Raw genomic sequence first — 12777 nt, 5'->3', positions numbered from 1 at the left:
ATCTTAAAGCGTTGAGTGGATGGTATTATTCCGGCAACTGTTAGCGCATACGCAGGCTTCGCCGGAACACTTGTTCTGCCGCCACTGATCAAGGTTGCAGATGGTTTGGTCTGCTATTTCCTGCAGGGCTTCTTTGGTTAAATAGGCCTGGTGCGGAGTAACCAGCACGTTGGGGTAATTTAATAAGCTGTGCAATAGAGGATCTTTAATAAGGTCATCTTCATGATCTTCAAAAAATAACCCTTTTTCAAATTCATATACATCTAAACCCAAATAGCCAATCTTGCCGCTTTTTAGCGCCGCTATAACATCGGTGGTCCGGATGAGCGCGCCTCTTGAAGTATTGATAAGCATTACCCCGTTTTTCATGAGGCTGATGGTTTCGCTTTTGATGAAGTGTTTTGTGCCAGGATTAAGCGGTAAATGAAGCGAAATAATATCAGCGGTGGTAAGTAGTTCATCCAAAGCAACGGGTTTAATGTTCAGGACATCTGCGGGGAACGCCGGATCGTAAGCAATTACATTGCAGCCAAGTCCGTCAAAGATCTTCGCTGCAGCTTTGCCCGTATTGCCAAGGCCAATTAGTCCTACTGTTTTTCCTGAAAAGTTAAATCCCATCAACTCATCATTTCTGAAATCAAAATGATGACTGTGCTCATCGGCTCTGATGATCTGCCGATTTAGCGCAAATGCAAGGGCTACCGCGTGCTCAGCTATAGCCTGCGGCGAATAGGACGGGATATTTGATACACTGATGCCATATGCAGCCGCGACTTGTTTATCGATATGATCGGTGCCGGTTGAGCGGGTGATAATGAGCTTTACACCAAAGCCGGCAAGCTTTTCAATCACCGGGGCCGACACGTCATCATTAGTAAAAACAATTACGGCATCTTTACCTTCGGCAAACACGGCTGTATCTGGGCCGAGGGCATTGGATATTAAAGTAATGTCGTGTTTTTTTTGATTGGCTTTTGCCAGAAATTCTTTTTCAAAAGGCTTGATACTATACGCTACCGCTTTCATTTGCAATGATTTATCAAGCGTAAAATTAGGCTTGAACAAACGCATGCGGAATGATCCTGATCAGCAGAAAAAGTGATGCTGGTCAGTTTCTCATCTTTGACAGCTTGTTGATATCAAGGATGGTGATCACGCTACCTTTTTTGTCTATCAGGCCCTCGTCTTTAAAATCGGATAGCGTTCGGCTAACCGTTTCTGTAGCCATGCCTGCCATGGCGGCTAAATCTTCCCTTGATATTTTAAAGCTGTCAATAGCGCTGGTATATTGTTTATGGAGGCGCAGCATAGCTTCGGCCATTCTTTTTCTGACGGAGTGATAGGCCAGTTGCAGCAACTGTTCTTCCTTATCGCGGATGTTGTTGGCAAGCAGCCTGATAAATTCGCGTCCAACCTCGGGGTATAAATTCAATAGCTCATCCAGCTGGTCTTTAGGGATAAGGCAGAGTAAACTATCCTCCAGGGCTGTGGCAGTTTCGCTATAGGTTTCGTTTGATAGCAGAGAGTGGATGCCGAGGTATTCGTCGGTAGTATAAATTCCGGTCATCAGCTCTCGGCCGTCCTCGGCCATTTTTACGGTTTTTATCCTTCCTTTTATTACCAGGTAAAGGCCGTTACCTTTATCGCCCTCATAATAAATTACCTGGTTTTTCTTGAACTGCCGGGCACGTCGTTCTTCAATGATCCGTTTTAATTCGGCCAGTCCTTTGTTTTTAGATAGTAGCTGGTTTAAATTATCGAGCGATTTGCTGTAAAAGTTTTGTTGAGCCTCTTTCTTTTTGAGCCGGCTTTCAACCGCGCTCAGCAGTTCCATGTCATCAAACGGCTTGGTAAGGTAATCGTCGGCACCCATTTCCATGCCTTTGCGCAGGTCAACGCGCTCAGCTTTGGCGGTTAAAAATATAAAGGGGATGGCAGCCGTGACCGGGTTTTTATTCAGCATATACAATACACCGTATCCATCCAACTCCGGCATCATAATATCGCATAAGATAACATCCGGGATGTTTTTCAAAGCCAGGTCGACCCCGGTGCGACCGTTGCTGGCTTCAAAAACGCTGTAGCCGGCAAGTTCCAGTATTTCAACCACGTTTTCGCGGATATCGTTGTTATCTTCAATAATTAGTATCTTTTTGCTCATTGTTCGGGAAATGAAATGGTGAATATGGTGCCCTTATTAACGCTGCTTTTAAAAGCTACGCTGCCATTCATGAGGCGGGCATAGCGGGCAACAATGTTTAAGCCCAAGCCGGTGCCGGGAATATTGCCCGTGTTGTGTGCCCTGAAGAAAGCTTCAAATAAATGCTTCTGATCGGTTTCGGGAATGCCTATACCGTTGTCTTTTACGGTAATGATACAGCCGTTTTTTTCAATCTCGGTATTAAACTCAATAAAAGTGTTTTCGCCAGAGTATTTGATCGCGTTGGCAATGAGGTTGATAATGCAGTTTTTGAGCAGGTTTAAATCGAGGTTAACCCTGCTGTTGCTGCCGGTATGCTGGTAGATGATGTTCTGATCTTTTTTGGCTATCAGCTGCATTTCCTCCGTGATCTCTTCTGCCAGCTTTACCAGGTCAAAAGATGTTAATGAGGCCTCAACACGCCCGGCTTCAAGCTTTTCGTGCGACAGGAAATCATTCAATATCGTGGTAAGATTGCCCACCGCATTTTTGATCTTGTTGACGTGTTTACTGATGTTTTGACTTTGCAAATGGCCCGCGTATCGTTCAATGAGTGAGGCAGATAGCTGCACTGCACTTAAAGGCGTACGAAACTCGTGCGATGCCATCGATACAAAACGGCTTTTTAGCTGTCCTAACTCCTTTTCTTTTTCGAGCGAAATGCTGACTTCCTCTTTAGCTTGTTGAAGTTCTTTTACAGAGAGTTGTAGGGATTGTGTACGTTCATGTACTTCATCTTCCAGGTGTGACGCATAATCCTTTAGCTGTTCTTCTGCTTCCTTTTCGCGGCTGATATCGTGTATAAAGCCGGTGTATATTTTGCGCCCCGAGTATTTTACCTCGCTTACCGCAAGGCGGAAAGGGAATTGTGAACCATCTTTTCGCAATCCTGTAACCTCACGGCCAATACCTATAATGTGTGCCCGCCCGGTGTTCTGGTACCTGTTGATGTATTCATCGTGATTGTTCCTATCTGGTGGGGGCATCAGCATGGATACGTTTTTGCCGGTTACTTCGGCAGGGGTATACTGAAATAGTTTACATGCAGAAGGGTTGATCGATTCGATCAACCCTCTTTCATCAATTGTTATGATACCATCAATAGCGTTTTCGATGATCGCATTCAGTAATGCTGCACTTTCCATATTAAACCCATCGCCATTTTATGTGGCAAACAAATATCCGTACCCAATGCAAAGTGGAGCATAATCACCTTCAGTTTAAAAAGTGATATTGATCATTTTTTAAACTGAAGAGTTTACTTATAGATGGCCTGATCTTACGCCCATTCGGTAGTGAATTGTTCAAATTCCGATCTTAATTCGTTTACCGATTGCTGTTGCGCTAAACATTCCTGATTTAAGACTTCGAAGATTTTTAAAGTTTTGTCAACGGAGTCTTCATCCGCAGCGTCCGCTGCCAACCGGTTCAGGTTTTCACGGATCCGGTTTCTTAATTTGTCGATATGATTTTTGCGGGCAATTAGTACGGCCTTAAAATGCTCCGCCCTTTTTAAAAGATCCTTATCCGCACTGTCCTCTGTTACTTCGCCCAACTGCTCTTGTATGAGAAATAACTCAAAATGATAAAAATCAAGCCTCCGCAGCCATTCCTGGTGAAGAGGAGTGGTTTGTTTTATGTTGATTTGTTCCATGCCATAAGAGTAATGATCATGCGGCTTAAAAAAAATGACTTTCGTCACTTTTTTTATTGATTGATGTCATAAAGCATGACAGGGTGCTCATAAAACAGCCAGGTTATTGCTACCTGGCTATCTTAAAATCGTCATATTGTGTTGAAAGTTATTACTTTATCCGGTATCCAACTCCAATGCCAACTACCCAGGGCCTTATTTTAACATCCGCACCAATGTTTTTCAATACAGGTTCAAGTGATTGATTACCGGCAGGTGTGAGGTTAGCCACGTTTACGGTTGCATTAGTATTCAGGAAAAGTTTCTTCACATCAATATTCAGGAATACGGTTTTAGTAATGTCATAATCAATACCTGCCTGCGTTGCAAACGAAAACTTATTTTGATAATCTATCGCCTGTACAACCGGGCCTTTATCGGCATTATAAAATATGGTATAATTTGCACCCGCGCCTATGTAGGGTTTAAATGCTGTACCGGTTGGCAAATGGTATTGTAAAGTAAGGGTGGGTGGTAGCAACCAAACTTTGCCAAGGTTAATATCTGCCGAAGAATTGCCGCCTATAGCTGTAAGGTTTGATCCCTGCGTTTTTACTTTATGCTTTGATGTGCCAAGGATCAGTTCGGCCGAGAAGTTTTTGGCGAAGAAATAAGTAATATCCAGCTCGGGTACGTACGCGTTGCTTATATTGATATCGCCGCCTATAACTCCAATTTTGGCGCTTTCCTGGGGTAGTATGCCTATTGCCCTCACGCGGATATCCCATTCATTTTTCTGTTGGGCTAAGCCATTAAACGCACTAAACAGGCATAACGCCAACACACATAGTTTTAAAGTTTTCATAATATATGGATTTGAATTATGCCCCAAAACTATAGCTGGTATTTAGTCCGGTACATGACGGTAAGCAGGCTGTTTACTGATTATTGTCATTGCCATACAGTGCTAAAATGTGAGCGGGTAAAATGCTTATCAAACAATGATAAAGGTTACTTACTTAAGCAATCCTGGTCATATACTCATTAATAGGTTTAGCCTAATCTTACAGCTTTTATTTAGTTAACTTATTTATGATCATTTACCAACACTTTACATTTGATGCCGCGCACTTTTTGCCGCATGTTCCCGAGGGCCACAAGTGCCATAATTTGCATGGGCACACTTATCATTTTACACTTTATATTGCCGGCGATGTATTGGAAAAAGAGGGCTGGATCCTGGATTTTTCTGACTTGAAAGCAATTGTAGCACCCGTTATTGGCATGCTTGATCATACACTTTTGAATAATATTGAAGGGCTCGAAAACCCCACCGCCGAACTTTTGGCCACCTGGATCTGGAAAAAAGTAAAGCCTTTATTACCGGGGCTGAAAAAGATCGAACTGAAAGAAACGCCGTCATCAGGGGTGATTTACGAGGGAGAATAGATCTGATTAAGTTGTTTGATAGGAATACCCGGTATTTTATTGTTATACAGTTTGTTTTGGGTTTTTAATCACGTAGATAGATGACGATGGTCATTATTTTTAGCGCTGTAAACAGGCAGTTTTGTAGTGTAAAACATTCAACACTCAAAACATGAAAACACTGCTTGTTACCACCGATTTTTCAGCCAATGCAAAGCATGCTGCTGAATATGGCTATAAACTTGCCAAACAGATCAAAGCTAACATGGTACTATGTAACGCGGTTATCGTACCTGCCGAGATGCCGCAAGCGGGCGCCGTAGTATGGCCAATGGATGACCTTGAATTGTTATTGGGGGATAGTACTATCGGCCTTGAAAGTTTAAAAGCCGACTTGGAAAAGGCGGCTATTACTAACGGTTTTATCCCCGAAATTACTATTAAAAATGAACCGGGAATTTTGACTGATGTTGTGGAAAGCTATGCGGAAAGCCAATCGGTTGATTTGGTAGTGATGGGTACTCATGGCGAAGGGATGAGTAGCTTTTTATTAGGCAACCACTGTAAAAACATGATAGCAAATACCACCAGGCCTTTAATGCTTATTTCTCCCGATACTCAATTTGTGCCCTTAAAAAAAATAGCTTTCGCGACAGATTTTGCCGACCCGGAGAATGATATACAGAGCTTGTTTCATTTGATTCCGCTCGCCAAAATTTTAGGTGCCGAAATTTTGCTTACTCATGTTTATGATGGTGAAGAACTCACCGCTGAGTTGAAAAAGACGATCTCGGATTTCATGACCCATGTATCTAACAAAGCGAACTACCCGCACATTTATTATCGCAGTGTAAGGAACAGCAAGGTTGAAGCTGGTTTAAGCTGGCTTTGTGAACACGGGCAGGTGGATATGCTTGTAATGGTGCACAGACCTCATAGCTTCGTTTACCGCTTGCTGAAAAGCAGCCACAGTGAAAAAATGGCCGGTCGTATCACTATTCCGCTATTGGTTTTCCCCGCTGTGAAATAAACTGTTTTTAAAAAGCGAACCGGCTGCAGTTATACCCCCGTGTTTTGAAAAGGTATAATTGTAGCCGGTTTGTTTTTATAGCCTTGTTTCGATCTTAATCAGACAGAAACATTAATTAAAACGTTGATATTACCGCGTGTAGCCTTTGAATAAGGGCAGGTTTGGTGTGCGGCTTCAACCACTGCCTTTGCCTGGTCTGCTGTAAGGCCGGGAAGATAAACTTTCAAACGCGCCTGGAGGCTAAAGGCAAGGCTGCTTCCCTCGCCGTTTGTGGCCAAGTCAATTTCTGCTTCAACGGTAGTATCAGCCGGAAGCGGGATTTGCAAGCCCGCTGCATTGCGCCTCATAGCACCAATAAAACAAGCCGACCAGCCGGCAGCAAATAGCTGCTCGGGATTAGTCCCGCTGCCTTGCCCTCCCGGAGTAGACAGACTGATATCTAAACGGCCATCGGTGCTTTTTGAGGCGCCTTCGCGGCCGCCGGTTGTTTTTACTTTGCCTGTGTATAATACTTTATCCGCAACAATCTGCGCGTTATTGCTTACATCAATTACCGTTACTGATTCCATTTTATTTAGGGGATTTTAAGAGGTATTGAATTATTTAGTAAAGCTTTCGGCTTCAATTATCGCGTCAGCAAAAGCTTTCGGGGCTTCCTGCGGAAGATTATGGCCGATACCACCGGTTATGGTATGGTGTGCATATTTGCCTTTAAACCTGATGGCATAATCAGCGGGCTGGGGGTGCGGGGCACCGTTGGCATCACCTTCAAGTGTTACTGTTGGCACGGTGATAGGTGGGGCCATTGCCAGTTTCTTTTCAAGCTCGTCGTATTTTGCTTCACCTTCGGCAAGGTCCAGGCGCCAGCGGTAATTATGTATCACAATAGCAACGTGATCAGGATTGTTAAATGCCGGAACTGAGCGCTCAAATTCGGCGTCGCTGAATTTCCATTTAGGTGAAGCCGTTTCCCAGATCAACCGGTTAAAATCGCGCCTGTTGGCTTCATAGCCCGCGCGGCCGCGTTCGGTGCTAAAATAAAACTGGTACCACCATGATAGTTCTGCTTTTGGAGGCAATGGTTTCTTGTTTGCTTCCTGGCTGCCTATCAGGTAACCACTTACAGATACCAGGGCTTTACAACGCTCCGGCCATAAGGCTGCCATGATATCGGCGGTGCGCGCGCCCCAGTCAAACCCACCAATAATAGCGCTGTCTATTTTAAGGGCATCCATCAGCTCGATGATATCGGTAGCTAATGCAGCCTGTTGGCCGTTTCTGAATGTTTGTGCCGAAAGGAATTGTGTTGTACCGTGGCCGCGCAAATGAGGAACTATTACCCGGTAACCTGCTTTGGCAAGTATTGCAGATACCTCAACATAACTATGTATATCATAAGGCCAGCCGTGAAGTAATATTACGGGTTGCCCGTTAGCCGGACCGCTTTCGGCATAACCGATATCAAGCAGGCTGGTTTTTACCTGTTTAATGGTATCAAAAGTGCTGTTAGAAAAAGCAGTATCTTGTTGTGCCGACGAATTAGTATTCCTGGTTTCAGCTTTCAATAATCCGAAGCCACCAAATTCTGCTGCGGCAACGGTTAGCGCGGTGATACTAAGAAAGCGGCGGCGACTGAAGTTTGTTTTGTTTTCCATGATAAATATAGTTTTTGAATGTCCTGTTCAGTTGTTTTTGATTGTTTGTTATAACAAAATTATATCGTCATGATTGATATCGGAACGACAGATGCTATGAACCGGACAGATCAGAGTTTCAGTTAGACATTTTTACCGATGGATTAATTTTCACGGTTTTTTTCGTCGCTAATGCGGATGTATTTATCGATAATAAAAATACTCGCAACAAAAAAGTAGCGAATGATCCGGCATAACGACACGGTTAAATTAAGTCAGTATTGATTATTGTAACATATATGTTACTTTGGCGTTTATCGACTACCATAGATAAACATGCTTGTGGTATTTTTTTGTAAAAACCTAACTTTAGCGGGCGCAGTTATACTTGCGTTGGTTTACCTTATGAAGCTAAAATTTAACCGTAACCTGCAACTCGGCTATGGGTTTTCTATTATAACCTTACTTGTAGTCGGCATCATATCTTATATTACACTAAATAATCTTCTGAATAGTAATAAGGCTGTAGAGCATAGCACACTGGTTATCCAAAAACTGGAGCAGGCTATGTCTGTGATGAAGGATGCCGAAACCGGGCAGCGAGGTTATTTGCTTACCGGTAAAATCGCCTTTTTGGAGCCATATAACGGCGCTTACCAACGTGCAACCAAACTTGTTAATGAAGTGAGTGTACTCACTGCCGATAATCCGCAGCAGCAGGCAAATCTGGTTAAGGTGCATGATGTGCTTACTCAACGAATGGAAATTCTGAAAGAGTTTGTTTCCAAGAAGCAACAAAACCAACTGATATCCCCCATCGATCTGGAACGGGGGAAATCTGCCATGGACGCGCTGCGTTCTGCTGTTGACCGTGCAGAAAATGATGAGCGGACATTACTGGAGCAACGGGCATTGGTTTTAGAGAAATATACCTTTTTTGCCCCAACAGCTATTATTGCAGCGCTTGTACTGGCAGTTGCTATCTCATTGATATCTTATTTTAATATCATGCGGGATGTGCGGGAGAAAGACAGGCTTCAAAAAGAACTACAGGCCAAAGAGGAAGAAACAGCAGCTTTCAATGAAGAACTAACGGCAGCCAATGAGGAAATCACAGCAGCAAATGAAGAACTGACGGCTATTAACGAAGAGCTTTTTCAGACGCAGCACCAGCTCTCTGAAATGAACGAATCGCTTGAAGAAAAGGTAGCTACCCGTACCAGGGCACTGGCAGAAAGCGAGGAAGAAACCCAGGCACTTAATGAAGAGCTCACCGCGATAAACGAAGAACTGGCTGCGGCTAACGAAGAAATGCTTGCCACAAACGAAGATTTACAAAAAAGTCGGGAGGAAACCCAGCAGAGTGAGCGGTTATTTCGTTCCATTGCTGTAAATATTCCAAAATCGTTAATTCTGGTGATGGATCCGGCACATAACCTAGTTACGGTAGAGGGTGATCTGATGGATAAGTTAGGATACCACCGCTCCAGTTACAGAGGTGTGTCCATGGCATCTGTTACAACCCCGGATCGATATGAGGCAACAAAAGGTTATTACGATAGAATGCTAAACGGTGAACAGATCCGTACTGAGCTTAAAAGTCCTGCGGGAGAAGATTTTCAGGTTGATTTTGTTCCTCTGAAAAATAACAACGGAGCGGTTTACGCCGGCCTGGTGATAGCGCTTGATATTTCAGAACAAAAGCTGGCTGAGGAACGAAGTGCGAAGCTCGCGGCAATTGTTGAATCATCAGATGATGCTATCATAAGTAAAACACTGGATGGGGTAGTTACCAGTTGGAACAGGGCTGCCGAAAGGCTTTTTGGCTATACTGCTGAGGAAATGATTGGTCAGTCAATTTTGAAGATTTTCCCTGAAGAGCGTGTAGATGAGGAACCGGAACTTGTTATCCGTATTAAAAACGGGGAGCGGATAGAGCATTATGAAACTGAAAGACTTACAAGCGATGGTCGTATGCTGAATGTGTCCCTCACGGTTTCGCCTATATTTGACATTCACGGTAATATTACCGGCATTTCCAAGATTGCCCGGGATATTTCAGAAAAAAAGCAGGACGAACAGCGGAAAAGCGATTTTATAGGTATGGTAAGTCACGAACTTAAAACACCGCTAACGTCATTGATGGCCCTGATTCAGGTTACCAATATTAAGCTGAAAGGCAGTGAGGACAGTTTCCTGGCGGGTGCTATGGAAAAGGCAGAAATCCAGGCGCGAAGAATGAGTAGTATGATCAATGGTTTCCTTAATGTTTCCCGGCTGGAGTCCGGTAAAATCGCCATAGATAAAGAGTTGTTTGATCTGGACGAGTTGATCACCGAAGTAGTGGAAGAATACGAATTGACAGTTTCTTCGCATATCATTCATATTGATATTTGCGATCATGTACAGGTAAATGCCGACAGGGAAAAGATAGGGTCGGTTATTTCCAACCTGCTCAGCAACGCTGTAAAGTATTCGCCTAAAAATAAAGATATCGAGCTAAGGTGTGCCTTGGTTAATGGCTTCGCCGAAGTAAGTGTAAAAGATCAGGGTATGGGGATCAAGGAACAGGACTTGCCTAAAATATTTGATCGTTATTACCGGGTGGAAACCAGCCATACCCGTCATATTTCAGGTTTTGGTATAGGCCTTTATTTAAGTGCCGAGATCATCCGTAGGCATGATGGGCAGATCTGGGCAGAAAGTGAAAGCGGAACCGGATCTGTTTTTCACTTTAGTTTACCGATAGAACAGGCTTAATACTTTACCGGAGCCACCCTTCACTTTTCAGAAATGCGATAAGCTGCGGATTTTCTGCAGAAAGTATGGGGAGCCAGAGGTCTGTTTCTTGTCGTTTCCAGAAAATACCCTCTGTATTTCCGGGATCGGCGAAACTATACCGGTAACGTACCGCCCGGATATAACGGGGCGGTTTGTTGGGAAAAGGATTTATTGCAAATAAACTTACAGCGCCGGGATCATTATGAAGCAGTTTCCAGGTTAGGTTATAGGTCCAGGGATATTGATCGGCCGATGACATGGCTGCAAACCACATTTGCCAGTCCAGTCGCAGTTGGTATGGAGCTATTTGAGGTGGTCGCTTATTTGGTAAAACCGGTAACCCTTTATAGATATAGGGTTTCCATCGCGCTTTATTTCCGATGGTATCATCGCTTGTGCCTTCAAAAACTACATTATACCGCTCTTGCCCCACCGAGCCAAATGCCCCGTAAGTATTGACCAGTTCAAGCGGATCGAAGGAAGTATTCATCACCTGGTTGGGAGAAAGCAGGTTGAGCATAGGCTGTATACTTAGTAATGCAACAACACCGGCCACAACCCACGAAGCGGTAGTCATTGCTTTTGATTCGTGTGCACCGGCTATAGCGGCTTCAGCTTTTTTAACAAGCACGTTCGGAAGGATTTTTCTCCAAAAACTGTCGTCAAAACAAGCCAAAGCCGGGACGATAGTGAGCCAGTTTAAAAATGACAGGTTCCCGCTGACAGCAATAGCCAGTTGAAGCAAAATCATCACAATGCCTGCTATATGCCGGGCCAATTTTGGCCCGAAACTAAACCATGGAGCTATGAGCTCGGCTAACCAGTTAAACCATACGCCGATTTTTAAGAGCGTGCGCGGTAAAAAATGAAACCAGCGTGTGAATGGGCCGGGAATAGGCTGCGTTTCAAAATAGTAATAGAGTGCTGTTCCATTTCGCCATACCTGATCTCCGCGGTACTTAATAAGACCGGCACCCAACATGATCCTAAAAATGAGCCACCTGAAAAGTATTATAATGAGCAGGGGTGGTGGGTATTTGGGGAATGGCCGCATATCCCATATCGGACAGAGAAATATCGCCAGGAAACCGGTTTCGGCCAGTTGGATCTCCCAGCCGTACCCGTACCAGTCCTGCCCCGCGTGAACGAACGATAAATAAAGGACCCAAAGCACAGTAAGTAATGGCGCGTTGGCATAACCGGCAATTAGCACAATGGAAAGTAATAATCCGCTCCACGCGGCATATAACAAAACATCATCGGAATACGTAAACCAAAAAACAGAGGGCAAACGGATAAAGCCCGCTCCAGTTGAGCCAAGAGTCGAGCTGATATGGTTAAAGTAAAGCTTAACGGGTAATAATCCGTTTGAGCCAATTAGCGGAATAATCTGGTTAATGGCCACCAAAAAGGCTATAGCATATATGACGCCGAGCAGCCGGAGTATCATAAAGCGGGTTAACCAGTAGGTGGAAGGCATTGGTTATTGATTAAAACATGTTACAAACTGTGGTAGCTTTTGAAATTAATATTTAGAAATTTTGAATATAGTTTTGTTTGTCCGGATCGATCTGGTTTTTGAAGCGTATTAGTAACGCTTTTAACTTAGGATTAACGATGTTTTGGCAAAAGGGTTTGGATGGATCTTTATAATAATAGTCCAGGTAGTTTTCGCTATTGAGTTTGAAGGTTTGAAAGGGCAAAGCTTTGGTGATAACAGGTTGCTCAAACTCGGTCTGTAATGCTTTAATAGCTGCTGTTGCTGCGTTTAATTGTGCGTCATTAAAGGTGTAAACTGCCGATCTGTATTTGCCGCGCATGGTGTGTTCGGCTGTGCAGCTATGTGTGTGTAAATGAATAGCGACAAGCGTTTCGAGGCTGATCTGTTGCTGATCAAAATGCACGATGACGGCTTCAGAAGGCGTAGTGTTTTCAGCATCAGATGCTATCCAGCCTTGATCAACGCTGCTAACACCTTTAAGTGAACGGAAGATTGCTTCTGTGCACCAGTGACACGAACCGCCAAATCCAATTTTTTGCATGGCGTAAAATTAAGAATTTTGACACGGAT

The 12777-nt window shown here is 43.9% G+C and carries 12 protein-coding genes; 3 read left to right on the top strand and 9 right to left on the bottom strand.

The genetic code is table 11. The features are described 5' to 3' along the window. Positions 1–3 precede the first annotated feature (3 nt). The 5 genes from EAH55_RS26445 to EAH55_RS26425 form a co-directional block, all read right to left on the bottom strand. A complete protein-coding gene (locus tag EAH55_RS26445) occupies positions 4–1071 on the bottom strand; it encodes a 2-hydroxyacid dehydrogenase (protein WP_244228370.1) in 1068 nt (355 codons plus the stop codon). Between the two features lie 37 nt (positions 1072–1108). Then, on the bottom strand, positions 1109–2161 hold the full coding sequence (locus EAH55_RS26440) for a response regulator (protein WP_121812300.1): 1053 nt from the start codon (positions 2159–2161) through the stop codon (positions 1109–1111). Then, complete coding sequence (locus EAH55_RS26435) at positions 2158–3345, bottom strand: PAS domain-containing sensor histidine kinase (RefSeq protein ID WP_121812299.1); 1188 nt, start codon at positions 3343–3345, stop codon at positions 2158–2160. The genes EAH55_RS26440 and EAH55_RS26435 overlap by 4 nt, the downstream gene beginning before the upstream one ends. Positions 3346–3479: 134 nt before the next feature. Next, positions 3480–3854, bottom strand: a complete 375-nt coding sequence (locus EAH55_RS26430; RefSeq protein WP_121812298.1) for a hypothetical protein — start codon at positions 3852–3854, stop codon at positions 3480–3482. A 151-nt stretch (positions 3855–4005) separates the two neighbouring features. Continuing rightward, complete coding sequence (locus EAH55_RS26425) at positions 4006–4698, bottom strand: OmpW/AlkL family protein (protein WP_121812297.1); 693 nt, start codon at positions 4696–4698, stop codon at positions 4006–4008. Between the two features lie 227 nt (positions 4699–4925). Between EAH55_RS26425 and queD the strand changes: the two genes are divergently transcribed. Further along, positions 4926–5282 carry a 6-carboxytetrahydropterin synthase QueD gene (queD, locus tag EAH55_RS26420; protein WP_121812296.1) on the top strand — a complete coding sequence of 119 codons (357 nt, stop codon included), beginning with the start codon at positions 4926–4928 and terminating at the stop codon, positions 5280–5282. A gap of 151 nt (positions 5283–5433) precedes the next feature. Beyond that, positions 5434–6291: a universal stress protein gene (locus EAH55_RS26415; protein ID WP_121812295.1), complete on the top strand. Its 858-nt coding sequence runs from the start codon at positions 5434–5436 to the stop codon at positions 6289–6291. Between the two features lie 98 nt (positions 6292–6389). Here the strand turns inward: EAH55_RS26415 and EAH55_RS26410 are convergent, their stop codons facing one another. Further along, positions 6390–6860 carry an organic hydroperoxide resistance protein gene (locus tag EAH55_RS26410; protein WP_121812294.1) on the bottom strand — a complete coding sequence of 157 codons (471 nt, stop codon included), beginning with the start codon at positions 6858–6860 and terminating at the stop codon, positions 6390–6392. Positions 6861–6890: 30 nt separating this feature from the next. Beyond that, positions 6891–7946, bottom strand: coding sequence for an alpha/beta fold hydrolase (locus EAH55_RS26405; RefSeq protein ID WP_121812293.1), 1056 nt, complete (start codon positions 7944–7946; stop codon positions 6891–6893). A 384-nt stretch (positions 7947–8330) separates the two neighbouring features. On the opposite strand from EAH55_RS26405, the gene EAH55_RS26400 reads away from it, so the two are divergent. After that, positions 8331–10685 carry a PAS domain S-box protein gene (locus EAH55_RS26400; RefSeq protein WP_162997059.1) on the top strand — a complete coding sequence of 785 codons (2355 nt, stop codon included), beginning with the start codon at positions 8331–8333 and terminating at the stop codon, positions 10683–10685. 4 nt (positions 10686–10689) lie between these two features. On the opposite strand, the gene EAH55_RS26395 is transcribed toward EAH55_RS26400, so the two are convergent. Beyond that, the gene (locus EAH55_RS26395; protein ID WP_121812291.1) at positions 10690–12186 is read right to left on the bottom strand and encodes a lipase maturation factor family protein; all 1497 of its coding nucleotides are present in this window, start codon (positions 12184–12186) and stop codon (positions 10690–10692) included. Between the two features lie 52 nt (positions 12187–12238). Next, a complete protein-coding gene (locus EAH55_RS26390) occupies positions 12239–12748 on the bottom strand; it encodes a peptide-methionine (S)-S-oxide reductase (RefSeq protein WP_121812290.1) in 510 nt (169 codons plus the stop codon). Positions 12749–12777: the final 29 nt, after the last annotated feature.

The organism is Mucilaginibacter kameinonensis (genome assembly GCF_003675385.1).
GTDB lineage: Bacteria > Bacteroidota > Bacteroidia > Sphingobacteriales > Sphingobacteriaceae > Mucilaginibacter > Mucilaginibacter kameinonensis.
This window is presented reverse-complemented; position numbering and strand designations above follow the sequence as displayed.

Excerpts from the sequence above, each read along its gene's own strand:
- queD (WP_121812296.1), top strand. The coding sequence starts at position 4,926 with ATGATCATTTACCAACACTTTACATTTGATGCCGCGCACTTTTTGCCG.
- EAH55_RS26410 (WP_121812294.1), bottom strand. The coding sequence starts at position 6,860 with ATGGAATCAGTAACGGTAATTGATGTAAGCAATAACGCGCAGATTGTT.
- EAH55_RS26415 (WP_121812295.1), top strand. The coding sequence starts at position 5,434 with ATGAAAACACTGCTTGTTACCACCGATTTTTCAGCCAATGCAAAGCAT.
- EAH55_RS26445 (WP_244228370.1), bottom strand. The coding sequence starts at position 1,071 with ATGCGTTTGTTCAAGCCTAATTTTACGCTTGATAAATCATTGCAAATG.
- EAH55_RS26440 (WP_121812300.1), bottom strand. The coding sequence starts at position 2,161 with ATGAGCAAAAAGATACTAATTATTGAAGATAACAACGATATCCGCGAA.
- EAH55_RS26395 (WP_121812291.1), bottom strand. The coding sequence starts at position 12,186 with ATGCCTTCCACCTACTGGTTAACCCGCTTTATGATACTCCGGCTGCTC.
- EAH55_RS26405 (WP_121812293.1), bottom strand. The coding sequence starts at position 7,946 with ATGGAAAACAAAACAAACTTCAGTCGCCGCCGCTTTCTTAGTATCACC.
- EAH55_RS26425 (WP_121812297.1), bottom strand. The coding sequence starts at position 4,698 with ATGAAAACTTTAAAACTATGTGTGTTGGCGTTATGCCTGTTTAGTGCG.
- EAH55_RS26435 (WP_121812299.1), bottom strand. The coding sequence starts at position 3,345 with ATGGAAAGTGCAGCATTACTGAATGCGATCATCGAAAACGCTATTGAT.
- EAH55_RS26400 (WP_162997059.1), top strand. The coding sequence starts at position 8,331 with ATGAAGCTAAAATTTAACCGTAACCTGCAACTCGGCTATGGGTTTTCT.
- EAH55_RS26430 (WP_121812298.1), bottom strand. The coding sequence starts at position 3,854 with ATGGAACAAATCAACATAAAACAAACCACTCCTCTTCACCAGGAATGG.
- EAH55_RS26390 (WP_121812290.1), bottom strand. The coding sequence starts at position 12,748 with ATGCAAAAAATTGGATTTGGCGGTTCGTGTCACTGGTGCACAGAAGCA.